Origin of the sequence: Vreelandella venusta (assembly GCF_015689495.1) — a bacterium.
GTDB lineage: Bacteria > Pseudomonadota > Gammaproteobacteria > Pseudomonadales > Halomonadaceae > Vreelandella > Vreelandella venusta.
Genome location: NZ_CP065135.1, coordinates 836383 through 862254 on the forward strand (window position 1 = coordinate 836383; position 25872 = coordinate 862254).

At 53.7% G+C, this 25872-nt stretch carries 27 protein-coding genes and 1 pseudogene; 16 read left to right on the forward strand and 12 right to left on the reverse strand.

Features of this window, described 5'->3' with window-relative positions; all coding sequences use genetic code 11:
- Window positions 1–26: 26 nt before the first annotated feature.
- The 4 genes from IR195_RS20440 to IR195_RS04000 all read left to right on the forward strand — a co-directional run bounded on the left by IR195_RS20440 (window position 27) and on the right by IR195_RS04000 (window position 2413).
- Complete coding sequence (locus IR195_RS20440) at window positions 27–200, forward strand: hypothetical protein (protein WP_241006791.1); 174 nt, start codon at window positions 27–29, stop codon at window positions 198–200.
- Window positions 194–430 (forward strand): DeoR family transcriptional regulator, encoded by a 237-nt coding sequence (locus tag IR195_RS20445; RefSeq protein WP_241006792.1) that lies wholly within the window; start codon window positions 194–196, stop codon window positions 428–430. The genes IR195_RS20440 and IR195_RS20445 overlap by 7 nt, the downstream gene beginning before the upstream one ends.
- Before the next feature lie 594 nt (window positions 431–1024).
- Window positions 1025–1789 (forward strand): CPBP family intramembrane glutamic endopeptidase, encoded by a 765-nt coding sequence (locus IR195_RS03995; RefSeq protein ID WP_206048799.1) that lies wholly within the window; start codon window positions 1025–1027, stop codon window positions 1787–1789.
- A 24-nt stretch (window positions 1790–1813) separates the two neighbouring features.
- Window positions 1814–2413 carry a lysozyme inhibitor LprI family protein gene (locus IR195_RS04000; RefSeq protein ID WP_146944553.1) on the forward strand — a complete coding sequence of 200 codons (600 nt, stop codon included), beginning with the start codon at window positions 1814–1816 and terminating at the stop codon, window positions 2411–2413.
- Window positions 2414–2532: 119 nt separating this feature from the next.
- On the opposite strand, the gene IR195_RS04005 is transcribed toward IR195_RS04000, so the two are convergent.
- Window positions 2533–3453, reverse strand: a complete 921-nt coding sequence (locus tag IR195_RS04005; protein WP_206048800.1) for a LysR family transcriptional regulator — start codon at window positions 3451–3453, stop codon at window positions 2533–2535.
- A gap of 95 nt (window positions 3454–3548) precedes the next feature.
- Here IR195_RS04005 and IR195_RS04010 point away from each other — a divergent pair, with 95 nt between their 5' ends.
- The 3 genes from IR195_RS04010 (at window position 3549) to IR195_RS20525 (ending at window position 6047) form a co-directional block, all read left to right on the forward strand.
- Window positions 3549–4742 carry an MFS transporter gene (locus IR195_RS04010; RefSeq protein ID WP_206048801.1) on the forward strand — a complete coding sequence of 398 codons (1194 nt, stop codon included), beginning with the start codon at window positions 3549–3551 and terminating at the stop codon, window positions 4740–4742.
- 213 nt (window positions 4743–4955) lie between these two features.
- Complete coding sequence (locus tag IR195_RS04015; protein WP_206048802.1) at window positions 4956–5909, forward strand: DUF808 domain-containing protein; 954 nt, start codon at window positions 4956–4958, stop codon at window positions 5907–5909.
- A gap of 15 nt (window positions 5910–5924) precedes the next feature.
- Complete coding sequence (locus tag IR195_RS20525; RefSeq protein WP_276313932.1) at window positions 5925–6047, forward strand: hypothetical protein; 123 nt, start codon at window positions 5925–5927, stop codon at window positions 6045–6047.
- A gap of 60 nt (window positions 6048–6107) precedes the next feature.
- Here the strand turns inward: IR195_RS20525 and cml are convergent, their stop codons facing one another.
- On the reverse strand, window positions 6108–7301 hold the full coding sequence (gene cml, locus IR195_RS04020; protein WP_206049745.1) for a CmlA/FloR family chloramphenicol efflux MFS transporter: 1194 nt from the start codon (window positions 7299–7301) through the stop codon (window positions 6108–6110).
- Between the two features lie 254 nt (window positions 7302–7555).
- A complete protein-coding gene (locus IR195_RS04025; protein WP_206048803.1) occupies window positions 7556–8347 on the reverse strand; it encodes an AraC family transcriptional regulator in 792 nt (263 codons plus the stop codon).
- A 107-nt stretch (window positions 8348–8454) separates the two neighbouring features.
- Here IR195_RS04025 and IR195_RS04030 point away from each other — a divergent pair, with 107 nt between their 5' ends.
- The 3 genes from IR195_RS04030 (at window position 8455) to IR195_RS20450 (ending at window position 10452) form a co-directional block, all read left to right on the forward strand.
- The gene (locus tag IR195_RS04030; RefSeq protein ID WP_206048804.1) at window positions 8455–9264 is read left to right on the forward strand and encodes a sulfite exporter TauE/SafE family protein; all 810 of its coding nucleotides are present in this window, start codon (window positions 8455–8457) and stop codon (window positions 9262–9264) included.
- Between the two features lie 214 nt (window positions 9265–9478).
- Window positions 9479–10090, forward strand: coding sequence for a virulence RhuM family protein (locus tag IR195_RS04035; protein ID WP_206048805.1), 612 nt, complete (start codon window positions 9479–9481; stop codon window positions 10088–10090).
- 71 nt (window positions 10091–10161) lie between these two features.
- Entirely contained in the window at window positions 10162–10452 is a 291-nt protein-coding gene (locus IR195_RS20450; protein WP_338073967.1) for a type II toxin-antitoxin system death-on-curing family toxin, read from the forward strand.
- Window positions 10453–10489: 37 nt separating this feature from the next.
- Here IR195_RS20450 and IR195_RS04045 read toward each other — a convergent pair whose 3' ends face one another.
- Complete coding sequence (locus IR195_RS04045) at window positions 10490–10786, reverse strand: DUF1330 domain-containing protein (RefSeq protein WP_146944567.1); 297 nt, start codon at window positions 10784–10786, stop codon at window positions 10490–10492.
- Between the two features lie 221 nt (window positions 10787–11007).
- Between IR195_RS04045 and IR195_RS04050 the strand changes: the two genes are divergently transcribed.
- Window positions 11008–12207, forward strand: coding sequence for a Bcr/CflA family efflux MFS transporter (locus IR195_RS04050; RefSeq protein ID WP_206048806.1), 1200 nt, complete (start codon window positions 11008–11010; stop codon window positions 12205–12207).
- Between the two features lie 79 nt (window positions 12208–12286).
- On the forward strand, window positions 12287–13078 hold the full coding sequence (locus IR195_RS04055) for a PhzF family phenazine biosynthesis protein (RefSeq protein WP_206048807.1): 792 nt from the start codon (window positions 12287–12289) through the stop codon (window positions 13076–13078).
- Window positions 13079–13214: 136 nt separating this feature from the next.
- Here the strand turns inward: IR195_RS04055 and luxS are convergent, their stop codons facing one another.
- From luxS to hisI, 4 genes are all read right to left on the reverse strand, one after another.
- Window positions 13215–13739 carry an S-ribosylhomocysteine lyase gene (gene luxS / locus IR195_RS04060; RefSeq protein WP_125745879.1) on the reverse strand — a complete coding sequence of 175 codons (525 nt, stop codon included), beginning with the start codon at window positions 13737–13739 and terminating at the stop codon, window positions 13215–13217.
- A 21-nt stretch (window positions 13740–13760) separates the two neighbouring features.
- Window positions 13761–14039: an amidohydrolase family protein gene (locus IR195_RS04065; RefSeq protein ID WP_240645143.1), complete on the reverse strand. Its 279-nt coding sequence runs from the start codon at window positions 14037–14039 to the stop codon at window positions 13761–13763.
- On the reverse strand, window positions 14036–16057 hold the full coding sequence (gene thrS, locus IR195_RS04070) for a threonine--tRNA ligase (RefSeq protein ID WP_206048808.1): 2022 nt from the start codon (window positions 16055–16057) through the stop codon (window positions 14036–14038). Before thrS ends, IR195_RS04065 begins: the two co-directional genes overlap by 4 nt.
- 120 nt (window positions 16058–16177) lie before the next feature.
- A complete protein-coding gene (gene hisI / locus IR195_RS04075) occupies window positions 16178–16591 on the reverse strand; it encodes a phosphoribosyl-AMP cyclohydrolase (RefSeq protein WP_125745883.1) in 414 nt (137 codons plus the stop codon).
- A 111-nt stretch (window positions 16592–16702) separates the two neighbouring features.
- Between hisI and IR195_RS04080 the strand changes: the two are divergent.
- Window positions 16703–16960 (forward strand): annotated as a pseudogene (locus tag IR195_RS04080) (alcohol dehydrogenase catalytic domain-containing protein); the annotation flags it as partial.
- Between the two features lie 21 nt (window positions 16961–16981).
- On the opposite strand, the gene IR195_RS04085 reads toward IR195_RS04080, so the two are convergent.
- On the reverse strand, window positions 16982–18163 hold the full coding sequence (locus IR195_RS04085) for an AAA family ATPase (protein ID WP_206048809.1): 1182 nt from the start codon (window positions 18161–18163) through the stop codon (window positions 16982–16984).
- A 291-nt stretch (window positions 18164–18454) separates the two neighbouring features.
- Here IR195_RS04085 and IR195_RS04090 point away from each other — a divergent pair, with 291 nt between their 5' ends.
- Window positions 18455–19966 carry an MFS transporter gene (locus IR195_RS04090; RefSeq protein WP_206048810.1) on the forward strand — a complete coding sequence of 504 codons (1512 nt, stop codon included), beginning with the start codon at window positions 18455–18457 and terminating at the stop codon, window positions 19964–19966.
- Window positions 19967–20046: 80 nt separating this feature from the next.
- Here the strand turns inward: IR195_RS04090 and IR195_RS04095 are convergent, their stop codons facing one another.
- On the reverse strand, window positions 20047–20574 hold the full coding sequence (locus IR195_RS04095; RefSeq protein ID WP_206048811.1) for a hypothetical protein: 528 nt from the start codon (window positions 20572–20574) through the stop codon (window positions 20047–20049).
- A gap of 74 nt (window positions 20575–20648) precedes the next feature.
- The gene (locus IR195_RS04100) at window positions 20649–21092 is read right to left on the reverse strand and encodes a MerR family transcriptional regulator (protein WP_206048812.1); all 444 of its coding nucleotides are present in this window, start codon (window positions 21090–21092) and stop codon (window positions 20649–20651) included.
- Between the two features lie 73 nt (window positions 21093–21165).
- On the opposite strand from IR195_RS04100, the gene IR195_RS04105 reads away from it, so the two are divergent.
- A complete protein-coding gene (locus tag IR195_RS04105; protein WP_206048813.1) occupies window positions 21166–22194 on the forward strand; it encodes an SO_0444 family Cu/Zn efflux transporter in 1029 nt (342 codons plus the stop codon).
- Window positions 22195–22537: 343 nt separating this feature from the next.
- The gene (locus IR195_RS04110) at window positions 22538–23734 is read left to right on the forward strand and encodes an MFS transporter (RefSeq protein WP_241006793.1); all 1197 of its coding nucleotides are present in this window, start codon (window positions 22538–22540) and stop codon (window positions 23732–23734) included.
- A gap of 65 nt (window positions 23735–23799) precedes the next feature.
- Here IR195_RS04110 and IR195_RS04115 read toward each other — a convergent pair whose 3' ends face one another.
- Entirely contained in the window at window positions 23800–25872 is a 2073-nt protein-coding gene (locus tag IR195_RS04115) for an FUSC family protein (RefSeq protein ID WP_206048815.1), read from the reverse strand.

Consider the following 25872-nt stretch of genomic DNA (forward strand, 5'->3'; position numbering starts at 1 on the left):
TCGTGAGATAGATGAGCGTGACCATAATGTCGCGACGAAATACTTACTATGATCATTGCGAAACTGCCCAGAAAGGCAGTCTCGATATTACGCCTTGGTTGTTGTGGTTTCTGGGTACGCTGAAAGAGGCGCTTGGACAGGTGCTACTAAGAATCGACCGAAAGCCACCTTCTAGCAGCGCCATGCCACTACCGTGCTGAACGAACGGCAAATCAAGGTGCTGAACCGCTTGTTAGATACAGTGGGGGAGGAGTTTGAGCAGGGCATCAATGTTTGTAAGTACCAATCGTTGGCCAAAGTGAGTAAGGCCACCGCAACGCGGGATTTGGCCGAGCTGCTGGAAAAAGGCTGCCTTTCCAAGCTTCCCGGCGGTGGGCGCAGTACGCGCTATACGGTGTTACTTGGGCAAGCTTGTGAAGGCACGCAGTAAAGTAGTGGACTTTGTCAGTGAGGCCATATCGCTTGCAATGAAAATCGACCTATAGCAAGTGAATGCCTTTGCCTCAAAGCACTTTGAAGGCAACTCACCCGCTGTATGACCTGTTATTCACGGAGGAAGCATCCATCGCTATAGGCGGCTTGATAGGATTACTGGATGACATTGCTGCATTGGCGAAGTTGTCCGCAGCATCGCTGACGATGTGAGTGCCGCTGCTGCTGAATTACTTTTTGCCCGCGCTATTGCCGATCATCCTGATGGTGGGCGGCACTTAGCTGGCCTTTGAAGGCGCGGAGAAGGTCTGGCATAAGCTATCCGGTCAGCATGACGACGAGTAACCAGCGGTAGAGAAGGGACCGGAAGCCGATAAAGGGTTGTGAGTGGTGCCTTCCAAAAATCGACTTCAGCATCTATCTTTCCAGCCTACCATCGCCAGACATTTAAGAGTGGTAAATATGATCCAGCGTCGATCAGGCTAAAACTGTGATGGCCACTCAGTAATATCGACGACATATGTTTAGGTTAGTTTTTGAAAGGTAGCCTATCATCTTGAAATGCGGTGAATAGGTGAAAAGGTTTACGCCCATGAGTGTGAACGATCTTGCGGCCAACACTATGTTGTTCTTCGAGAGGCAAGACTTGGATTTGCCTTACTATCGGAGGTTTCCCAACGGCTTCAGCCTGACAGGCTGGGGTATCGTGCTTGCAGCCGTCGCGGTCTCTTTCGTCGTGCTTATTGTCGCCCAGCCATTGTTCCACAGCGGCTTCGGCGGTTTTATCCCTCCGCTGTTGTTCGTCCTCATTCCTTTGGTTGCGGTCGCCGCAGTCGGCGGCGCCAAGGCGCCGTTTGCCCTGTTCCGGCCACTTAGTCTTAGAGACATCGGACTCATCGTACTGTTCTTCTTGCTGAACGTAATCGTGACGATCATTGTCGGCACCCTGATCAACAGTGTGTTCCACACCGCGGCGAATCCGGCGGGGGGCATGTTGACGACGGCATCTGGGCTAGACAAGGTCCTGTTCTTTGGCTGGAGTGCTGTTCAGCTGCTGGGCGAAGAAATCTTTACCGTTCTGATTTTTCTCGGTAGCCTCGCGCTGCTGCATCGAGCCATGCCGCGTAAATCCGCTCTATGTCTCGCTGTGCTGGTTGCGTCGATCATCTTCGGGCTGGTTCACTTGCCGACGTATCAGGGGAATATGGAGCAGGCCGTTGCGCTCATTCCGATCCGAATCGTCCTGCTGTTGCCTTACCTTATCACCCGTAATATCTGGGCCTCGGCCGGCACCCATATTCTAAACGACTGGACGACGTTCGGTATGGTTGTCTATGCCGGGTTGCAGGCGGACTGAACCCCATCAAGAAAAGGAAAACCGATGAATATGCGATCCCTCTCGATCCTCACCTGTTTGGCGCTGGTGCCCGCTATAGGACTGGCGCAAGAGGGGCCCTCCTTCGATTGCGCGCAGGCCGAAAGTTCTGCGGAAAAACTGATCTGCGAAGACACCGAGCTGGCCGCGCTGGATCGGCGTCTGGCCGACCGGTTCGCCGCGGCTGTCACTGCGGCGCAGAGCTTGGACGTGGGAGCCGATGAAACCACCGATACCCTGCGTGCCATGCAGCGCGGTTGGATCTCGGGCCGGGACGAATGCTGGAAGGAGCCCGACCTCAGGGCTTGCGTCAAGAGCGAGTATTTACAGCGCGAGGCTGAGCTGGTAGCTGAACTGATGCTTGAGCCGCCGTCACAAACTCTCGAACTGGTCTGCGGCCAGCGGGCCCTAACTGTGGATACCTTCGCAACCGAGTTTTCCGGTATCCGAGTCGAAGAAGGCGACAGCGTTTACATCGGGGCGCAATTCGCTGCTGATACCCCCGGTACTTACTATCTGCGTAGCGCCGGAGGGCTGGTAATGGGCGACGGGGCACCGCGCGTCAGCGATGTCTACGGCAAGGAAACGACCTGCGAGATTCGCTGATCGGCCTCGCGCCAAACACTTGATGGTTTCAAGAGGCCGTCTGATGACGGCCGGTTCGGTTTGGTCTAAGGAGAACGCTCAGTTCATGCCTTAGAACACAGCAGATTGGAACATTGGTATTAAACCTGTTGGGGGTTAAGCGGTTTTCGCCCCCAGTGCAGGTCCAGGGCATCGCGTAACACTGTGAGCTTCGCCGAGCGCTGGCGTGATGGCGGATACAGCAAATGAAACGGATACGCTTGCGGGCGGAAGTCTGCTAAGACTTCTTTGAGTTCACCTCGTGCCAATTGAGTGCTCACCACGCAGCGCAGTACTTGTACTATGCCTAAGCCTTGAAGGGCGGCGTCAACCAATGGATCGCCATGGTCAAAGCACACGTTGCCAGTCAAATGTTGATACTCAGTACTTTTTCCGTCAATGCGAAAGCGCCATGGAAAGGCGTTTGTCTGACCACGAGGTTTTACATGCAAGCAGTTAAACTGACAAAGTTCATCCGGATGCGAGGGGACACCTTGTTTGGCGAAGTATGTGGGCGAGGCAATGGTCACCCAATCGGCATCTTGTAACGCAAAAGCGACTAAACGATCATCGTCGATGGCGCCAAATCGCAGCGTGGCATCGTATCCTTCATCAAAAACCTGCACTTTCTGATCGGTAAGCGACAGTTCAATCTCTAGCGCGGGATATTGTTCCGTGAGGCTTCTTATTATGGGCATCATCAGCGACTGTCCTAATGCCGAAGGCGCGCTCACTTTTAAGCAACCAGCAGGGGTCGCCTGATTGTGCTTGAGCTCGCTATGCGCTTCTTCAAATCCATAAACAAGTGGCTGAATTCGCGTCATAAACAGCTGCCCATCCTCCGTTACCCGGATTTTCCGAGTGCTGCGATGAATGAGCTTAGCGCCTACCTGAGACTCCAATCGAGTGATCGCTTTAGAAATGCCCGGCTGAGTCAAACCCAAAATATGTGCAGCTTGAGTAAAACTACCCAGCTCGACCACTTTGACAAAACAACGTGCGGCGTTTAAATCCAGATCCATAACTTGAGTTATTAATGTTCTAATTTTCGTTTATTTATCTCACCTTAGTTCATAAGTGATACTGGGACAATCGTTTTATTCCATGAGTGATAACTATGAAAGCTCGACTTCCCAGCAGCACTTATTTACTGAGCGTTGGTATCTTTTTAATGGTCTGTTGTGAGCTGCAAGTTCTTGGCATGACCCAACAATTAACCCGTGACTTGGGTATTTCCGTGGCAAAAGTGGGCTACTTGGTCTCTGGCTTTGCGGCGGCCATGGCGATTGGCGGCCCCGTGCTTACTTTAATCTTCAATAGATTGCCGCCCAAAACGTTTGTGATTCGCCTGTACTGCGTGTTTGTACTAGGTGAAATCTTAGGAGCGCTCACGCACCAATATTGGTTGTTGATGTTATCGCGCTTGATCACCGGCGCTGTTGCCGGTGCGTTCTTTGGTGTTGCGATCAGTATGTGCCAGCAGTTGGTCGACAAATCTCGTCAACTGGATGCTGTCGCCCTGGTTTTGTCCGGCATTATGTTGGGAACCATCATTGGCTTGCCAGTGGCAAAAGTAATGTCAGAAGCGTTTACCTGGTCGATGAGCTTCTACCTGTTGGCATTGCTCGCATTGTTTTGTGCTCTGTTAACCGCGCTAAGGTTACCCAACATTCAACCCGAGGCATCGCTGGCGGTTAGGAGTGAAATTCTCGCACTGAAAAATGCCAAATTAGTTTGGCTGTACGCGACCAGCTTTTTTGTAATCAGTGCCGCATACGCCCCTTTTAGCTACATAGTGCCCATGTTGTCTGAGCATGCTTCATTGTCACAGCATGCGATCACATTACTGCTGCTGGCATATGGTGTTGCTATGCTGGTCGGGAATCAAATCGTCGCCAAGCTTGCCGTTCACCACGCAAAAACGGTGCTCATTTCTGGCCTGTTTTTGGTTGGAGGTGCTCTTACAGTGTTTTATCTGTTTGGCCACAATTCTTATATTGCGGGTGCGGCGACTTTAGTCATTGGTCTGTGTGGTGTCAGTTTAAATCCAGCGCTGGTCGCTCGTATTATGCAGCTTCCTCAAGGCCAGAGGACGTTTACCCATACCGTCCACTCTTCTGTGATTACCCTGGGGATTATGTTTGGTAGCTTTATCGCTGCATTAGGGTTGGACTTTGGGTTTTCTCTGATCTCGCCATTGCTTGTAGGCCTAGGCTTTGCGTTGATCGCGATGCTGATCGTGCTGCTTACCCCGCCGTTATTGGCGACGAACATGGCAGGCCACAATCCATCGGCAATCGAGTGGAAGTGATCGCGCCCGCTTAGGGGACACTTGGCGAGCCTCTTTCAGGCCGCTCGGAATACCGAGTGGCCTTTTGTATGTTGTGGGTATGAGAGTTGGGGGCAGCATGTGCCGGGTAAGAAGTTTGGGACACGGGGAGTTGTCTTCACCAGCACCAACGAGGGCTTACCCATCCGCTATGTGCTTTACTATCTGCACCTGTTATTCACGGAGGAAGTATCCATGGCTATAGGCGGCTTGATAGGGTTGCTGGATGACATTGCCGCATTGGCGAAGTTGACCGCAGCATCACTGGACGATGTGAGTGCTGCTGCGGGGCGTGCGACGGCGAAGGCGGCCGGGGTGGTGGTCGATGATACGGCGGTGACGCCGCAATATTTGCAGGGGGTAACCGCGGAGCGGGAACTGGCGATTGTGAAGCAGATCGCGCTGGGGTCGATCCGCAATAAGCTGATTTTTATCCTGCCGGTGGCGTTGTTGCTGAATTACTTTTTGCCCGCGCTCTTGCCGATCATCCTGATGGTGGGTGGCACCTATTTGGCCTTTGAGGGCGCGGAGAAGGTCTGGCATAAGCTATCCGGTCAGCATGACGACGAAAAACCTGCGGTAGAGAAGGGGCCGGAAGCCGAGAAAAAGATCGTCAGTGGTGCCGTTCGCACCGACCTGATTCTGTCTGCTGAAATCATGGTAATCGCGCTTGCTACTGTCTCCCATCAGGGGTTCTGGTCACAGATGGCGAGCTTGGTGGTGGTGGCGTTTGTTATCACGCTGCTGGTGTATGGCGTGGTGGCGCTGTTGGTCAAGATGGATGATATCGGCCTGAAACTTGCTCAGCGGAGTAATTCGGCAATTCAGGCCCTGGGCCGTAGTCTGGTGACTGCGATGCCCAAGGTGCTAGCAACCATCTCGGTGGTGGGTACCGTCGCCATGCTCTGGGTAGGTGGGCATATTCTGATGGCCAATTTGGGGGTCGATGGCACGGGTTGGTTCAACGCACCCTATGCGTGGGTACATCATGTCGAGCATGGTATTGCCGAGGCAACCGGTGCCTTGGGTGGCTTGCTGGGCTGGAGTTTCAATACGCTGTGTTCTGCGGTGATTGGCTTGTTGGTGGGCTCGCTGGTGGTGGGTGTGCTGCACCTTATGCCGACTAAAAAAGCACACGCCGCGAAGTAAGTATCAGGTATCTAAATGCCCGCCATCATAATCGGCACGCTCGAAGTGACACTCGAAGTGAGGAAGCTAGTGACGGTGATGGTGGGCGAGCTAACGACTCAGGCCATTCATTTTGGAACGAATGGCCTGAAAAGATAAGCAGTGCTTCAGCGAGAATTACCGCAAACCTGCATTGGCGTTAGGGCTGATTGAGTCAACCTACCTCTGCTGTTTATATCGCGCTAGTCCTATAAGCATAGCGAGTGTCATCGCTGCCATGCCGCCGGTATAGGCGATAAGTGGCCAAGCGCTGCTTCCATCAAGTGCTATCACTGCCCCTGTGCCTATCACACCGACGATAAGGCTCTGAATGCAGAAGTGCAGGGCAACGGCAGTGCCTGCCATCTCGCTGAATTCATGAAGCGCACCGTTGGCTGTCACCGATGTTGTGAACACGATACCGATCGCAACCAGCCACATGGGTAACACGAAAGACCCGATGCTGGGTGCCAGGAAGATCTCGCCCATCCCAAGCAAGCCTGCACTAAAAAGCAGCATTAGCATGCCACGAGTCACGCAGCCAGAGATTCCCCAGTGTGCCACGAAGCGCTTGGCGAAGCGCGTTGTGGCAATCATCACGACAGCTACCGTGGCAAAGGCAACGCTAAAACCCATTTCGGATAAGCCAGCTCCTTCGATGAGTACCCGAGGCGCAGTAGAGAAAAACACAAAAAACGAGCCCATCGCCGTGCCAAAAGCTAGCGTATAAACCCAGAAGTAAGGGCTTCTAAGCACTACGCTAAAATCGGCTCTGCTGGAGTGTTCTCTGCTTTGTCGTGTCTCATGCCATTTTGGTAATACGAAGGGGAGCGCTATGAGTGCAGAGAAACAAAGGGCAAGAAATATGCCTTCCCAGCCGAAATAACGCGCAATTAAGGCTCCTGCAATCGGCCCAAACGCGGGAACGAACGCCAACATCGCGTTCATTAAGCTGTAGATGACCGCACTCTCGGGGGTATCCGCATAAACGTCGCGCACCGTTGCGAAAACGGCCACCAGCATCGCGGCTGCCCCAGCAGCCTGTACTAATCGTAGTAACACGAAAAGCCAAGCTGACGTAGTCATCGCGAGTGCCAATGAAGTTACCGCGAATACGAAGACCCCGCTAATCAGAATCGGGCGCCGACCCAAGCGGTCTGAAAGCGGCCCGAAAATAATCTGACCGACACCAAGCATAATCATGTACAGAGTAAGCGTTAGCTGAACTATCTCGGGTGTTGTGCCGAGAATCGCTGGCATAGCGGGCACAATCGGTAGGTAAATATCCATGCCGAGCGACGCTAAAATATTAAAAGGAGCCAGTAAAACCAGCGCTACCGGAAGGCTGTAAGTCCACAGCCGGGGATGTTTAATAGGCACGATAAAGTCTCCGCGCAAATAAGATGATTTGGCGGCGGCCTACATGCAAGGAAGTGGTTTAAGCAGGCGGCCGCAACAACGAAAAAAAGTTGTTGCGGCTTAGCGATCTGTCTTTTTTGAATCCATAAATCGGTGCTTCATGACTGGCTTAACGACATTAACAGCTTAACAGGAATAAGCAGCGCAGGGCTATTTCATCCTTGAGCCGAATAAAAAGCCTATTCGGCTCAATTTATGATCCGAAGATATCATTTTAAGTCGCCGTCCTCTTTTAACGCCGCCTGGACGAAAGCGCTGGGAGATTGGCCGAGCACCTTGCGAAACATGCTGGAGAACGCGGCTGGGCTGTCGTAGCCGAGCTCCAGCGCGGTTTGGGTAACGGAACTGCCGGACAGCAGCCTGGGAATAGCCGCCATTAGGCAGGCCTGTTGGCGCCATACGCCAAAGGAGAGCCCGGTCTGCTGGCGGAATAGGCGATTGAAAGTGCGCTGACTGCAGTGCAGCTGCTGAGCCCATTCATCAGGCAGCGTGTGAATGTTTGGCTGGCCGAGAAACGCTGTGCACAGGTTGGCGAGTGGAAGATCGCGGGGCAGGGGCGCAAATAGCGGCAAGGCCTGAGCTTGTTCCAGTTCGTATAGGAGTAGTTGAGCAAGGGTACCGTCGCGGCCGTTTTCGTCATAGTGCGCGGGGATATGGGCAGACGCCAGCAGTAGGTGGTGTAGGAGAGGCGTCACGACTAGCACTTCGCAGTTGGGCGAAGCGCGTGGCGCGACGTGGGGCTCGATATACAGGCTTCGGGTGCTCACTCCATTCATGCGCACCTGATGGCGCTTACCCGCAGGCAGCCAGACTCCGCTATAAGGCGGCACCATCCAGGTGCCGTCATCCGTATTGACTTCCATCACGCCGCTCATGCCATAGAGAAACTGGGCACGCCGATGGGTATGAAAATCGAGGAGGGTGCCGGGGCGGTAGTCAGTGCCGATGGCCACGACGGGCCGTGCTACATGATCCACATCTGAAAGGGACGTATTGAGCATTAACGTTAACCTGGCTGAAATGCATTGATGGTTGTCCGAATGACGAATGTCGGCCAATCCTCGCCAGCATATAGTGCCTGCTGCTTCGTTTCATCAGGAGAGTGCCGGTGTATAGCGTATTGCTTGTTTGTGGTGGGGTGGCGGGAGTGACCACGGTGTTGTTTGGTTTCGGCGGCGGGTTTGTGGTGGTGCCTTTGCTGTATACCCTGCTGATTGCCGTCCATGGGCCGGATAGTGGCATCGGTCAGGCGGCTATGCATATCGCGGTGGCTACCTCGACGGCGTTGATGGTCTTTGCTGCTTCGCTGTCCACATGGCGCCACCATCAACGGCAGACCGTGCAGTGGCATCTGGTGCGTCCGCTAGTGGGCTATATCGCCATTGGGGCTGTGCTGGGCGCGGCGGCGGCCGTGTCGTTAAGTGGCGAGTGGGTGCGCTGGGCGTTTATCGGCTATTTGGGGCTTACGATTATGGATGCCGTTCTGCGGCCCGGTTTTCTGCACCAGGCGGAGAGCGAGGTGCGCCCTATGGGGCGTGGGGTAACGGCGATGGCGGGGATATTGATTGGTTCGGTGGCCGCCTTGCTGGGCGTGGGTGGCAGTGTGATGAGCGTACCGCTCATGCGCCGGAGAGGCGCAAGTATGACGGCAGCCACCGCGATGGCCAATCCGCTATCGCTGCCCATGGCGGTGAGTGGCACCGCGACGTATGTGTTGCTGTCGTCAAGTCACCCAGCGCTGGGGGAATGGTATGCCGGTTATGTGGATCTGCGCGCCTTGCTGGCACTCGCCGTGGGCTCATGGCTCGGTATTCGACTGGCGTCGACCTGGATCGGGCGCATTCCTGATCGCATTCATGCCAGGGTATACCTGCTACTGCTGACCATGGTGCTGGTGGTGATGGTTTTTGTGCGTTGAAGCGTCTAATTTTTCTTGGCAAAATCATGGCGATATTTTACTGTATAAATGAACAGTTTTTGTGGTAGGGTTTACTTAATCTCTGATTGCGGGCGCGCTTGAATCTCTCTTTTAGTATGGAAAGGTGACTACTGCCGTATTGAGTGCTGCTTGCTTGGGAGGGGCTTGTTTTAAAGACATAAAGCGTTTGATGTAAACCTGGGAGGCAGCACTCATGAATGATCAGCAAATACAGATATTCACCGGTGAAGATGGGCAATCACACCTTGAGGTAACGCTGGAGCAAGAGACCGTTTGGCTAAGTCAGGCGCAGATGGCTGAACTGTTTAACACCAAGCGCCCTGAAATCACCAAACATTTAAGTAATATTTATAAGAGTGGAGAGCTGAGTGAAGACAGCACATGTTCCATTTTGGAACATGTGGCTGAGCATGGGCAGCGATACCGGACTAAACACTACAACCTTGATGCCATTATTTCTGTTGGTTATCGGGTCAGTTCCAAGCGTGCCACCCAGTTTCGTAGATGGGCCACTCAGGTTCTTAAAGACCATTTGGTTCAAGGTTACACCCTCAACCAACGCCGTCTAACCGAGCGTGGCATAGAGTTTGAGCAGGCGGTGAGTTTGCTCAGCCGAACCCTGACCAATCAAGGCTTGGTATCAACCGAAGGTGAAGCGGTTGCCCGTGTGATTAGCGATTACGCCCGCTCCTGGAGTTTGCTACAGGGCTACGATGAGCAGCAGTTGGCGGAAGTGGGCATCAAACAGCCGGGTATGCAGTCTTTAGGATTGGAAGAGGCACTTCAGGCTATCAACAGACCCTGATTGGCAAGGGGGAGGCCACCGAGCTATTCGGTCAGTTACGGGGGGACGGTCTGACGTCCGCTCTGGCCACCATTGAGCAAGGCTTTGGGGATGAGATTTTTTACCCTAACGTCGCCACCCGCGCCGCGCACCTGCTTTATTTTGTGATCAAGAATCACCCTCTGGCCGATGGCAACAAACGCTGCGGCTCGTTTCTATTCTTGTGGTACCTGCGCCGCAACGCCGCGTTGCTGGCAAAGCCAGTAGAGCAACTGATTAATGACAATACCCTAGTGGCCCTGGCCCTATTGGTGGCAGAAAGCCTACCGGATCAGAAAACGCTGATGACCCGGTTGATCGAACATTTCATCTTGTTGCGATAGCTGTCCCCCTCGCCGACGACCGCAGGGGCTTTGCCCATTAAGCCTCTTCTATTCCATCCACCAGAAAAACGCGATAGTCGGCACCTTGGAAACGGTGTTTGCGGGCGTCCTGATAGGCGGGGCTTTCGTACCAGGCGCGGGCGGCGGCCATATCGGGGAAGCGTAGAATCACCGCACCTTCCATGGCGCTTCCTTCTAACACCTCAAAGTCACCGTAAAAGGCGAGCGGTTGTGGGTCGTGGCCTTCGCGGGCGGCTTTGGCCTTGGAAGCGTACTGCTCCATTTCCTTGGCATCGTGAGTGTGCTCACGGGTTAGTACGATGTAGGCGGGCATTCGGCTCTCCTTGTTGGTGTGAAATGCGCTACACAATCATACCCGTTGTTGGTTGGGCGCTGTCCACTTACTCTAATGGCTCTGCTCTCAAGGACTGTTCTCAGAACCTTGCACGAAAATTTTATTAGCAAGCTATCAACCTATTCGATTGCCTTGATAGCAACTGTCGGTATCATATTGTTGATGTTGTCCATCATTACGCCTCTCTACCGTGAGCTTCTATGACCCAATCTAAAACGCCGTTCATTGTGGTGCTGAGCTTGGCATTGACCATGATGCTGGGCCCGTTTTCCATGGATACGTACCTGCCGGCTTTTCCGGTTATTGGCGAATCGCTGGGAGTTTCTCAGCAGGCGGTATCGCTGAGCGTTTCAGTGTATGTCTTCGCAATGGCGTTTGGTCAGTTAATCGGCGGTGCGCTTTCAGACCGCTTCGGGCGGCAGCGGGTGTTGATGAGCGGCCTGGCGATTTTTGCGCTTTCAAGCATTGTCATTGGTATGGCGGATTCCTTGAACACGCTACTCGGCGGGCGAGCCGTTCAGGCCCTTGGCGCTGGCTTTACTCTGGTATCTGTGCCGGCGTTGGTACGCGACCGGGTGGCTGGCCGCGACGCCGCGAAGTTGTTCTCGATGATGGGCTTTATCATGGTGTTGGCGCCTGGCATTGCGCCGAGTGTAGGCAGCGCGATTCTGGCGCTGGGTTCCTGGCACTTTATCTTTTTCGCCTTGGCGGTATACGCGGTGCTGCTGGTGCCGTTGCTGGTGCGGGTGCTTTTTACCGGTACGGGTAAAGTGTCGCGGGCGAAAAGCCCTAAAATGAGCCTGCTGGCGCGCTACAAGCTGGTACTGTCGACAAAGCCAGCTCTGCCGTTCATCGTTTGGCAGGCTGCCTCGTTTTCGACTCTAATGATGTTCATCACCTATGCGTCATTTATCTATCAAGGGCATTTCGGCCAGTCGCCTTCAAGCTTTTCGATGCTGTTTGCGGCGAATATCGTCGCGATGCTTATCTTCAATATTCTCAATCGAGCGTTGCTTTCCAGGCTATCGTCACTGCGTATCCTGCAGCTGGCAACGGGCTGCCAGGGCGTTGGCATACTGTTGTTGGTGATGGCCGCCTTTATGGAGTGGCCGCTGTACGCCTTCTTGCCTGCCATGATGCTGACCATCGGTGCGGTGGGGGCGATTTCGCCAAATATTCAGGCCTGCTTTTTGGAGTACTTTCCGACCAGTGGCGGAACGGCAGCAGCGCTTCTGGGGGCTGCGCAGTTTGGTGTCGCTGGGTTGCTGAGCGCATTGTCTGCCATGTTGCCGCATACGCTTGAAGCGGTCATCCTGGCCATGGCCGCCTGTGGCTCGGTGGCGTATCTGATGCTTGCCCGTTCTATCATTAAAGGGCGCTCCGCCGTCGAGACAGACTGAGCCAAACGGTACGCACTTGCCAAAAGCCTCGTGCTATCCAAAACATAATGACCCATGACGTTAGAAAAGGCTGGCTGTAATGAATATTGATCTTTACCAGGTAGATGCGTTTGCCTCTAAACCGTTTGAAGGTAACCCTGCGGCGGTTTGTCCGTTGGAAGCGTGGTTGGACGATACGTTGTTGCAGGCAATAGCCACGGAGAACAACCTCTCTGAAACCGCCTTCTTTGTGCCGACCGAGTCTGGCTATCACTTGCGCTGGTTTACCCCTTCAGTGGAAGTGGATTTATGTGGTCATGCTACGCTGGCGGCGGCGTGGGTGATCTTTAATGTGCTGGGCGATAGCGCTGAAACACTGGCGTTCGAGACCCGCAGTGGGCAGCTTTTAGTGCAGCGTGACGGCGACGAACTGGCGATGGATTTTCCTGCCAAGGTAGTCGAACCCTTGGCGATGGAAGCTGAGGTAAAGGCGGCGTTAGGGATTAATGAGATCGAAGAGCTGCTGATATCTGACGATATCGTGGTGGTGGTTAACGATGCTCAGTTGATTGAATCGCTAACGCCGGATATGCAGCAATTGAAGCACCTTCCAGGACGCGGCATTGTCGTGACTGCGAAAGGCAGCGATGTAGACTTTGTCTCCCGTTGGTTCGGCCCCAAAGTCGGTGTGGAGGAAGACCCCGTGACTGGCTCGGCGCATACCTCGCTTGCGCCTTTCTGGGCGAAAAAACTGGGTAAACGGCAGCTTACAGCACGCCAGGGGGGAGCCCGAAAAGGTGCGCTGAGTTGTGAGATAGAAGGCGAGCGCGTGATTATCAAAGGTTGCGTTGCACCTTACTTGAAAGGGGTAATTACATTGCCTAATGGATAAGCTGATCCACCACTAAACCGAATAGTGGTGGTCTGTGTGGCCGCGATGCGACGAAGTCATCTAGTTTTAGTAAGTGCTGCCGCTCACTATCAATTTAATGAGCGGCTTCTGAAAAGCGCTGATGCCTCTGAGGCGATCACTTCACATCGTTACCTAAGGCTTTTAGTTGCTCGGGGCTAAGGGCGATGTCATCGTTTTTGTTTACCCCAATACCTTGCTCAATGATAGTTTGCGCAATCTGCTGGGCTTCTTCTAGCGAGTGCATAACAAAGGTGCCGCACTGATACTCATTGAGCTCGGGAATCTCGTCCATTCGCTGAACCGCTAGTACATCGCGCATAGCGGCTAGCCAGGCATTGCCGACACGCTCTTCGCTTGGGCTGCCCAACAGGCTCATATAAAACCCCGTACGGCAGCCCATCGGTGAAATATCAATAATTTCGACGTCTGCACTGTTCAAATGATTGCGCATAAACCCTGCAAACAAGTGCTCAAGAGTGTGGATGCCTTTTTCACCCATCATGTCTTCATTTGGCTTATTAAATCGTAAGTCGAACACGGTGATGGTATCGCCAGAAGGCGAGTTCATGGTTTTGGCAACACGCACGGCTGGGGCATTCATTATGGTGTGGTCAACGGTAAAGCTATCGAGAAGCGGCATGCTGCCTCCTGGCTGAGTCGTCTATAAGGGGACTTCTAGAAATTTGATGGGTTGCCCTTGGGGGCTATCCATCAGCGCTCCATCACGAACGACTGTTTGGCCGCGTATTACGGTCGCTATCGGCCAGCCGGTCACTGGTTTGTCGTGATAAGGCGTCCAGCGACTAACGCTGGCGATCCATTCATTTGTGATGAAGCGCTCGGTTTTAAGGTCGACCAACGTAAGGTCGGCATCATAGCCTAGAGCAATTCGTCCTTTGCCTTCAATACCGAATAGTCGAGCTGGCCCAGCGCTGGTCATGCCGGTGTCTCCACTGCGGGTGTTGGCGCGCGCAGACGCTCCAAGCGGCTGGCTTGTTCGCGGCGCTGGGCATCAATGTCGGGGGCACGGCTATGCTCTGCTAATAGCGTGATCGCCTCATCCACGGGCAGAGTGCCTAGGTCAGTTCCATCACGATGGCGCAGGGTGACTTTACCCTCTGCCGCTTCGCGGCTGCCGACGATTAGCAAAAAAGGAATTCGTTGTAGAGTCTGCTCGCGGATTTTGTAGCCGATCTTTTCATTGCGTACATCGGCCTTGGCACGAATTTCCGCGCCGCACAGCGTTTCAGCCAGGGTGTTGGCATAACCTGCCTGTGGCTCGGTGATCGACATAACGACGGCTTGTTGCGGTGCTAGCCATGCGGGCAACTTGCCAGCATGATGCTCAATAAGGATACCGAGAAAGCGTTCTAATGAACCGAAAAGTGCGCGGTGTAGCATCACGGGGCGTTGGCGTTGGCCTTGCTCATCGACGTAGTCGAGCCCAAAACGCTCTGGTAGGTTCATATCTACCTGCAGGGTGCCGCACTGCCAGTCGCGGCCGATGGCATCGCGCAGCACGAATTCTAGCTTGGGGCCGTAGAAAGCGCCTTCGCCAGGGTTGAGTTGGTAATCTAAACCCATCGTTTCCAGTGATGCGATCAGCGCATTTTCAAGGCGATCCCACACCGCCTCGCTACCCATGCGATTCTCTGGCCGAGTGGAGAGTTTCAGGCGCACATCTTCAAAGCCGAATTCGCGGTAAATATCGAGTACCAGCGCCACCACTTGGCGGCACTCGTCATTCATTTGCTCGGGGGTGCAGTAGATGTGGGCATCATCTTGGGTAAAGTGGCGCACTCGCAGAAGGCCATGTAGCGCACCAGAGGGTTCGTAGCGATGTACCTTGCCAAACTCTCCCATGCGTATCGGCAAGTCACGGTAACTTTTAAGGCCATGGCGAAATAGCAGCACGCTGCCTGGGCAGTTCATGGGTTTGAGCGCCAGTGAGCGGCCATCTTCTGTCTGGGTGGTGAACATGTGCTCTTGGTAGTTCTGCCAGTGGCCGGAGGTCTCCCACAAACCGCGGTCCATCATATCGGGGGTGTTGACCTCGACATAGCCGCTGTTTTGCTGACGGCGGCGCATATAGGCAATCAGTGTCTGTAGCACTCTCCAGCCATCAGGATGCCAAAAAACGGCGCCTGGAGCTTCCTCTTGAAAGTGGAATAACCCTAGCTGGCGACCTAAGCGGCGATGGTCGCGTTTTTCGGCTTCTTCGAGGCGTTTAAGGTGGGACTTAAGCGCTTTCCGGTCGGCCCATGCGGTGCCATAAATGCGTTGCAACTGAGCATTGCGCGCATCGCCTCGCCAGTAGGCGCCGGAAAGTTTGGTCAGCCGGAAATGTTTCAGAAAACGCGTGTTAGGCACGTGGGGGCCACGGCACATATCTACGTACTCCTGATGAAAGTAGAGCCCTAGACTCTGTTCATCAGGCATTTCTTCGATCAGCCGCTGCTTGTAGCTTTCACCCCGCTCGCGGAAGATACCCTGCGCTTCGTCTCTTGGCAGGCGCTGTTTGACGACATCGTATTCCTGATTAATCAGCACTTTCATGCGTGTTTCGATAGCGTCCATATCTTCTGGTGTGAAAGGGCGCTCATAGGCAATGTCGTAATAGAAACCGTCATCAATGACTGGCCCAATCACCATCTCAGCGTTCGGGTAAAGCTGCTTTACGGCATGCCCGACTAAGTGGGCGCAGGAGTGGCGGATGATCTCCAGCCCTTCGTCGTCGTTGGGCGTGATGACCTGTACCCATGCATCAGCGGTGATCAGATCACAGGCATCTACTAACTTACCGTTCACACGGCCAGCCAGTGCCTGACGGGCCAAACCAGGGCCAATAGTGGCGGCAATTTCGGCGATACAAGTGGGAGACGTTAGCGTCAGCTGGCGCTCATCCGGCAGGGTGATCGTAAGAGGCTCTCCGTTAGCGGTAAAGGGCGTGTCGGTCATGGCGTCGTTCTCGTATTGAATGATGTTATGAGCACAGGCAGGGGCATTAGCGGTTGTTTCGATGTGAGGCGGTGTTGCGTGAGCTTGGCTGCCAGCAAGAGCTGTTAGGCGGTTTTGATGTCAATGGCTCAACGGTGCGGTAATAACCTCAACCGTTTCGTTGCGGATGGCGTTGTAGAAACAATTGGGCCGCCCGGTGTGGCAGGCTGGTCCGTGCTGATCAACCCGCAGCAGTATCGCGTCGCCGTCGCAGTCTAGTCGCGACTCGACTAGCCGCTGGCGATGGCCGGAACTTTCGCCCTTGCGCCACAGAGCCTTCCGCGAGCGTGACCAGTAGCACACTTGGCCAGTCGTTAGCGTTTCGAGTAACGCCTCGCGGTTCATCCAGGCCAGCATCAGTACCTCACCGCTGTCGTGCTGCTGCGCGATGGCGGTGATCAAGCCGTCGTCGTTCCAGGGAATGGCATCAATCACCGCTGCTAGCGGTTGGCGCTCGCCGCGCTTGGCATTCTCTAGCTTCATCCAGATGTTCATTACCGCTCTCATTGCATTTAAATTATGTTATAACATAACATAAATAACGCCTTAGATAGCAAGGTTTGCTGGGAGCTCAGCGCGCTAATACGTCATCCAAACGCGGAGATGATGAAAACACGTGCAGCCATTGCCTGGGTACCCAACCGGCCACTAGAAATTGAAGAAATCGCTCTGGAAGGCCCGAAGTGGGGCGAAGTCTTAGTCAGGATTGTTAACACCAGTCTGTGTCATACGGATATGTTTACGCTATCCGGCAAAGACCCAGAGGGTTTGTTTTGTGTTCTGGGGCATGAGGAGGTGGGCATCGCCGAGGAGCTTGGACATGGGATAACTTCGTTAAAACCCGGCGACCAAGTGATTCCACTCTGTTTGGTTTAATCCATCCTTTTAATCCATCCACTGCCAGGGTGGTTCGTCTAACCATCCCTGGCCGAGGATAACGGTTTCGCCAAACTCCTTATTTAGAGCAATAGCGTTGCAGGCAGCCTCTTTTTCCAAAGTGGCTACCAAGCGTGGCGCGTGGGAAACCACCCAAACCTGGGTTTCCCGCGAAGCACGAATAATCAGGCGGCCCAGCGCTGGTAACAAATCCGGATGTAGACTGGTTTCCGGCTCATTTAGCACTAATAGGGAGGGCGGACGAGGGGTGAGTAGCGCTGCTACCAGCAGTAGATAGCGAAGCGTTCCATCGGATAACTCCGACTGGTTTAAAGGGCGTAGCAGTCCATCCTGAATAAATTGTAATAGGAAGCGGTTACCGGCGTCGGCTGCAAAATTGATGGTTGCACCGGGAAAGGCGTCTTCAATCGCCTCGTATAACGCTTCTCTGTCGCCAATCTCGTGGATAGTTCGTAATGCAGCCACTAGGCTATGGCCATCGTGATCCAGCACCGGGGTGCGGGTGCCTATCTGTGGTGTTCGGATCATAGATTGCGGATCGGTGCGAAACTGATCATAGAAGCGCCAACTACGAATGGTTTGTCGAACCGCGTGAACCTCAGGCACGGCGATGGGGTCACTGATTTCGTTCAAAATGCTTTCGTGGCTATGAAGATGGGCGTTGTAAACCTGCCATTTACGGCCAGCACGCACCTTCACCACTGGTCCGACTCGGTCGATCAGGCAGCTGCTGGGGCGGCAGACGTCGCCAGCCCAAATACACTCGCGCTTTATCTCGGGGTCGAACTGAAACATGGAGGGGTCCCCGTAGCCAGCAAACCCCTGTGGCGCGGGCATTCCCAGTGAAATGGCGTAACCAAAGTCTTCACCCACAAAACCCAGCCTAAGGCGGGAATTGTTTCTCTTGGCAGAGCCTTCAATGGGTGCGGTGCCATCTTTCATGCTTTTGGTCAGTTTTTCCGGGCCAGCCCATAAGGTGTAGTCAAGCCCGCCTTCCTGGGCAATTGATGAGATCAGATTGCCTTTAGTTGTCTCTGCCAGTAGCCGCAGCGCTTTATACAGGTTGGATTTTCCACACCCATTGGGTCCGGTCACCACATTGAGATCTGCCAGGGGGGAGACAACGTTTTTCAAACTGCGATAGTTGGATACGGCAAAGGCGGTAATCATAGGCGCTGAGATCTGCGATAAAAAAGTTTATCTGGCTGCTTTTCTGGAGAGGGCAGCATACGCAGACAAGCGTCTGCCACTTGGTGTGCAAAGTATGCACGGTCGTTTGTCTTGGCTGCAATGATATCGGCCGTGGCGCCATGCACTGCTTAGAAAATACGGCCTAGTTTAGGCGAGCGATGGCTTAGAGCACAGGTGATCAATACAGTATAATTTATTGACCGACGGTCGGTCGATTTGTATGCTTGAAAAAAGAGCACGCAATTTTCTATCTCACCGCAAGGAATTGTCATGCAGCCTTCTCGCCGCTACGGCGCATTGTGCGCTGTTTGTCTTGGAAGCTTTATTGCCACACTTGATATCAGCATCGTCAACGTGGCACTCCCTACCATGCAGACGGCATTACGCACCGATATCGTAGGGCTGCAGTGGGTAGTCAACGCTTATGCGATCTGCCTATCTGGGTTCATGTTGTCTGCGGGCCCCATAGCGGATAGGTATGGTCAAAAGCGCGCTTGGCTCAGTGGTGTCATCCTGTTCACGCTGGGCTCTGCATTGTGCGGTTGGGCGCCGTCATTGCCGATGTTGCTGTTGGGTAGGGCCCTCCAGGGAACTGCGGGCGCTTTCCTGATCTGTGGTGCTATGCCTATTCTTACCTCTGCCTTTCCCGATCCAAAGGAGCGTTCGCAGGTAATTGGTGCTTGGTCAGCCTCCAACGCCTTGGCGCTAATCCTGGGGCCGTTATGCGGGGGGCTATTGCTGGATCATTTTGGCTGGCAGAGCATTTTTTTGATTAATCTTCCTCTGGGGATATTGGTCGTTGTGCTAGGCATGTACGGCATTAAAGAACGTAAATATCCCGAACACGCTGCACGTGATCCGTTGGGCCAAGTTCTCAGTGTGGTAGCCCTGGGCGCGTTGTCGTTTGGCATGATTGAGGCAGGCGAAAATATCACAATGGGGGGCATTGCCTTGATGGTCGCCGCGATCAGCTTTGTACTGTTCGCGGTGGTAGAAAGTCGAGTAGAGCGGCCTTTACTGCCGATAGCACTACTGCAGGAGCGCGCTTTCTTAGTGGCGAATTTTGCCTCGTTCATATTGGGATTCTCTTACTACAGCAGCCTGTTCTTTTTCTCGATTTTTCTCCAGCAGATTCAGCATTGGTCGCCTGTTGAGGCTGGCTGGCGCATGATGCCGCAATTTGTCATGACGCTGTGCGTTTCTCTGCTATTCGGAAGATTAAATAAGCTGATTCCTCTACGGCGGTTAACGGCAGTAGGATACGGCTTCGCTGGGCTTGCTTTGCTATTAATGGCAACGGCTACGGCACAAACACCTTACTGGATTGTAGGGGTATGGTTTGCGTTACTCGGTGTCGGGGTGGGGCTGGCAGTTCCTGCCACTAGCATTGCCGTGATGAGCCTGGCATCGGCCGAACTATCGGGAGCCGCCTCTGCAACAATGAATGCACTCCGCCAAGCTGGCATGACAATTGGTATTGCGCTGCTTGGTACATTAATGAGTGAACGGGCAATTCATGTTTTTGCCTCTGCTTCTGCCGTAGTTGAGAGAGGAGTTGAACAAGGAGTGGGTAGTGTGGAGCAGATTGCGCGTGAGGCTATTACTCAGCACGTATTCCCCAACACCTCAATCGCTCTTCAAGACCTTTTTACCCGCGCGATGGAAAGTGGTTTTCATTTGGCAATGTTGTTGGCAGGGCTCGCCTGTTTTGGTGTACTAAGCTTGCTGCTCATGGGTAATCTTCATGCAGGCCAACGATATAGCCCTAGTTCCAGTCCATAGATGACACTGTAACTTCCTCTAGGCGTGTTAATCGCTGTCTCAAGGTAGGAAGCTATTCTGTCAGTCCGTATTGCTACCCGCTAATGGGAATTAGCAGGGTCGTCGGCAGGGATAAAGGTTGCAGGCTCTGCCACTGGAGGTAGCTGCTTGTTTTCCAGAGTTGCCAAGGCAATCTTGTAGCAATCCTCGATATGTCTGTTGCCCATGTACTTCATGGCAGTAAAGCTAATACTGCCTGCCACAGCGCTGCCAATAAAGGGAACAAACTTAGCCACACCTTTAGCGGCGACTTTGACGCCCATCTTGTTCAGCAGCGTTATGATTAACGTCTTGGTGATGTATTTCCCGGCTAACTTGCTTCCCGCATTGGAAATGGCAGTCATCACAAAAAGCTTGGTCTCAGTATCTAAACTTTCGATTTGTTCAGGCGATAAACCAAACTGGGCATTAATTTTGGGAATTATGCGCATCAAGATGGCTACGTCTGAGCTGATATCCAGCCCAGGTATGGGAATAATGGCAGTGCCTGCCGAGACCCCGGCGCTTTTGGTCACCATTGAGTAGCATGACTTTTTAATAGCGTCGAGTTGTTCCCTTGTCTCAATCATGCGGTGTTCCTTTTTTACGATACGGATGTACGTCGTCGACAGTGGCGCGAACGTCGATGTTGCTAGGGCTATCTTTACGCCGTCACTTCTCCGCACCCCCGCTTGGTGCAGGTGGGTTGGTGGTCATACAACGTTTGAATGATCTGGCAGTTAGCCGCCTTGCCGCCTCGGCATTGATGCACCACTTGGCGCAGTTCCCCCGCCAGTGCTTGTAAGGCAGCGATGCGTTCTTCTAAGTGCTCTAAATGACGGCTGGCAATATTATCGGCGGCGGTGCAGTCGGTGTCGGGGTTGTCGGAAAGCGCTAATAACTCCTGGATACTGTGCAGATCTAACCCCAGGCTACGACCATGGCGAATAAAGCCAATGCGTTCTAATGCCGCCTGATCATAAGACCGGTAGCCTTGCTCTCCCCGCTGTGGCGGTGCCAGTAATCCCAGCTTTTCATAATGGCGAATGCTTTCCGGCGAGCATCCGGTTCGGCTGGCAACTTCCCCGATACGATAGTAGCGTTTCATTGGCTTGACCCTGTAACGATTACAGGGTTTAGGCTAGTCGTTATTCTCTTGACTAACAAGTAGGTAACCGACGATGAGTTTGATCAATGAGCTGTTGAGTATTGCGTTAAGTGCCGCGCCTTGGCTGCTGTTGGGCCTGGTGATTGCGGGATTAATTAAGGCCTTAATGCCCGAGCATCTATTACAGCGTTGGATGGGAGGGCGTGGACTGGGCAGCATTTTACGCGCAGCGGTGATTGGTATGCCGTTGCCATTGTGTTCCTGCGGGGCGATTCCCACCGCGCTGGCGCTGCATCGGGGTGGGGCGGGCCGTGGGCCAACCACGTCCTTCCTGATTAGTACACCCGGCGTTGGGGTAGATTCAATGCTCATCACCAGTGTGCTCTTGGGCCCATTAATGGCCCTGGCGCGAGTGTTGGGAGCCTTGGTAACGGCGATAGTGACGGGCATTTTAGTCGGTTTTACTGGCCAAACTGCATTGCCGAAAAGCACCCCTGTTAGCAGCTGCTGTGCATCAAAAGGGGCTGATGATGGCCATGCTCATGCACATGCCTCTGAGTCGACGGGGGTGATCGCAGGATTAAAGTATGCCTTTAGCGATTTATTGGATGACATCAGTAGCTGGATGTTTGCCGGTTTATTGCTGGCGGGGGTGCTGGTTACCTTTGTGCCGCCAGAAACCCTGGTAGGTTTTTCGGGTGGCCTGTTGGCGCTAATCCTAATGGCGGTCATCGGTATTCCTTTGTATATCTGTGCTACTGCAGCTACACCGGTTGCCGCTGGCTTGCTATTAGCGGGTATTTCACCGGGGATGGCGTTAGTTTTCCTACTGGCAGGCCCTGTGACGAGCCTAGCAACGCTGGCTATTCTGCGGCGTGAGTTTGGCAGCCAAGCGTTAGCGGTTTATCTCGTCAGCATTCTGCTGGTGACGGTGCTGATTGGCTGGGTGTTCGATCAAGGACTGGCGATGACTGGGTGGGACCCGGTTCAACAGGCCAACCAAGTTCAGGAGCTGCTACCTGCATCGGTCGAGTGGTTGGCTTTAGGCGCACTGGTACTGTTCTCTATTCGTCCTATGCGTAAGCGGTTGTTGGGGTTTTAGGCCGCTAACCACGAATACGTATTTTTGAAAACTTAATATCAATAGAGTTAGTTCATACCAGTCGTTAACTTTAGAAATGCACTTGTGCTAGCAGGCGTCGACCATAAATAGAGCCATTTGGGTGCCGGTTTTATAGGCATGCAAATGGCTCTTTTGGAAGCGTAGCCAATGCTGCTACTTTCCTCTTTCCTCTTTCCTCTTTCCTCTTTCCTCTTTCCTCTTTCCTCTTTCCTCCGAAAATGTCTCAGTAACCCTTATTTCTCTTGACCTCAAGTTAACTAGAGGTTTTACAGTAAGTGCCGATTCTTATTTAGCAATGGCCGATAAAGGGTGGGCAGTGGGTATGCGCAATAGCAATTCGAGATCAATACCGTTGGTAAGAACGATCCTGCTGATCATTCTGATTGGGCTCAACCTGCGGCCATCCATGGCGGCTATTGGACCGCTGGTTGAGGCAATTCGCCACGATGTAAGTCTTTCATTTACACAGTTATCGCTTTTAACCACGTTGCCGGTACTAGCGATGGGGCTAGGGTGTTTTGTTAGTGCATTGCTCGTAAAACGGGTCGGTTTTAATAGCGTGATTACCCTGGCACTTGCGTCGATTGCTCTGTCGGACGCGTTACACTGGTTTGACTTCGGGTATGCCGGTTTAGGGACAGCCGCACTGGGCGCTGGCATTGGCATAGCGTTTATCCAGGCCGCGCTGCCTGCGGTGATAAAGCAGGCAGCAGGCGAGAAAACTCCCATGGTGATGGGGTTCTACATTGCCTCTATTATGGGAGGCGCAGCTCTCGCCGCTGCCATTACCCCTGTAGTGAGTGACTATATTGGCTGGCAGAGCGCCTTGGCGTTATGGGGGCTTTTAGCACTTGCAGGGCTCATTGGCTGGGTGATGCGCGGGCAAGTACTGCCAGCCCCTAGTCAAAACAGCAGCGTTAGCATTGCTTTTTCAGCGATGGCTCGGCAGCCTCGATTTTGGTCGTTGGCGATTTTCTTTGGTTTAGGCACAGCGGGTTATACCTGCCTTCTGGCTTGGATTCCGCCCACCTTTATCCATTTAGGTTGGTCGGAAACGCAAGCGGGGCTGGCACTTAGTTGGCTCACGGCCATTGAGGTGATAGCTGGCCTAACGTTTCCTATCTTGGCTCAACAAATGAAAGACCGCCGCCCGGTCTTACTGCTGGTACTTCTGTTATCGGTGGCGGGTTTCTTGCTGCTTGGGCTGGTGCCTGAAGCAATGGCTTGGCTAGCAATCACGCTACTGGGGTTGGGAATTGGTGGCCTCTTTCCGTTAAGTTTGATTATCACGATGGATCACTCAGACGAGCCCGTGCTCGCTGGCCAGCTGACCGCTTGGGTACAGGGCATCGGCTATCTCATTGCCTCTTTAGCACCAGTTGCGGCAGGGGTGATAAAAGACCTGCTGGGTAGTTTTGAGCAGGCATGGCTGATGCTTGGGGTGATTTTCATTGGCCTGGTAGTGATGAGCCTCCGTTTTGATCAATCTAAAGCGCCCCAGCAGCTACGCTTTAGTTAGGGCAAGGAGATTCTCGGCAATCTCGCTGGCAAAGTCGAAACGCCCTATAACATTGATTTATTCGCTCACTGTGATGCGGGTGTCGACAAGCGCTGCTTAGCTGAAGGCTTACTATGTGGCCGCTCCGCCATAATGCGCGCAAGACGCTCTAAGGCCAGTTCGAGTCGTTCAACCAAGCCTTTCATGAGCACGAGATGGTCGGCGGGAATGTCGCCGTAGGTCTCAATCGCCGCTTCTAACTGCTGACCGGCTTCGCGAATACCTTGGGGCGGCCGTCCGTTGGCGCTCTCTGCAAAACCGTTGGCCAGCGTCTGCAGTAGGTCTTGGTGCATTCGGCGGATTAACGGGTGCGGCGCATCGTCAAAACGGTCACGCAGGCGCAACATCGCGGTGCCTAAGTCGAGCCCTGTCAGGCCTAAAATAAACAGATGGCGTTGGTCCTCGGGGAGCATATCGTCGTGTTGAGCGAGCTGCAGTAGTCGGTCGGCCATATGGCCGCTGAAGCGGGTTTCAGCATCTCGAATCGAACGTCGGCGTAGTCCATCGATATCCTGGGAAATTGCCTTAATCAGACGCCGCCGCCTAAGTCGTGCACCTGGCCCTGGCAGTAGGCGAAAAGCCATAACGACGCAGGTTAGCCCAATCACCACGGCCACCACCCGGTTGGCGAAGCTGTCGAAAGAGAAATCCATGCCGTTGCCAGGTATGGTCAGCAGAATGTTGAAAATAGCGAAGGCTAAACAGTACCCCATGGTGGCCGGGTTAGTCGCTCCCAGTAAGCCTAAAAATAGTGGCGTGCCAAACAGCATTGCTAGCATCGGGAAACCATTGGCTTGGGAGAGCAGTACATGGCCGAACAGAAAGGCGCTGGGAATCGCCGCCAACATGCCTTCGTAAAACATCATCGTGATAGCTACGGGGTTTTCGCGGCTAGCGAAGAAGGCTGAGAACAACGTGCCCAGCATCATAGCAATCATGGCGCTATTCCAAGCGGTAACAATCCAGAAGGTTGCCAGCAGCGCAAACAGCAATCCCGAGCGTATAGCGTTAATACTGGCGGCTAGGTGGTCACGGTGCCAAGCTAGCGGCGATGAGCGTAGTTTATGGCGCCCCGGTGCAGCAATGGCCTCGCGGGCGTCGAGCATCACCAGCGCATGGCCAATCGACTCGCGAAGCCCCAAGCGAAGGCGCTGGTCGAGTGGGGCGATGCTGCTCTGGTCACTTTCATGAACCTGATGGCGTAGTACCTGGAGTGCTTTTCTTGCTTTAGCGACCCCCTTTACGTGTTCTGCCTCACGAAAGCCCTGAGCGACCTGGCATGCAAGCTCGATACTTTGTGGGTCGAGCCGATCGGCGTGGTCGTACATCAGTTGATGAAGTGCTTGGAGGTTGGCGAAAAAGCGTAGCGTACGCCGCGTTAGCACATGGGTGGCACGCACTCGGCCGGGGCCGACAGGGCCCTCAAAACGGGCCGCTTGGCTATCGGTTTCCAGTAGTGTTAATGGTTCTAGGCTACTCCGCAGGGCTTTCTGCATTGCTGGAATATCGTTGCTGGCTTCCAAGCGCAGGGCGGCATGCTCGAAGGCTTCGTTGATGACGCTATCGGCCTGGGTGGCAAGGTGTGCACCTACATGAGATGGCCAGAGTAGTGAGCTGACCAGCATCGCGCAGACTGCGCCTAGCCCCAGTTCGGAAAGCCGGGCCACGGCGATATCGAAAATACCCGCTGGTGTGCTGCCACTGGAAATCACCACGATCAGCATCGCAGTGACGGCGGCCATCAGGCAGCCGTAAGTGTAGTTGTTACGCCACAGTGAACCGACATATGTGCACAGCATAATCCAAGCCGTCAATACGATAAGTGCGGGTATGCGCGCTTGGACGAACAGCGCCATTATCACGATACCTGCAACGGCACCGATAACAGTGCCGCTAAGCTGGAAAATGCCTTTTTCGATCACCATGCCGCTCATCGGTCGAACCTGGAGAAAAGCAGCCGACATTAGCGCCCAGTAAGGCCTTTCCAGGTCGAGCCAGAGAGCCGCATAGAGTGCCAGCATCATTGCCAAGGTGGTTTTGATAGCGAACTTGACCGCCGTGGCATTGGGCGTCAGGTAGGTATTAACAAACGGCGACAT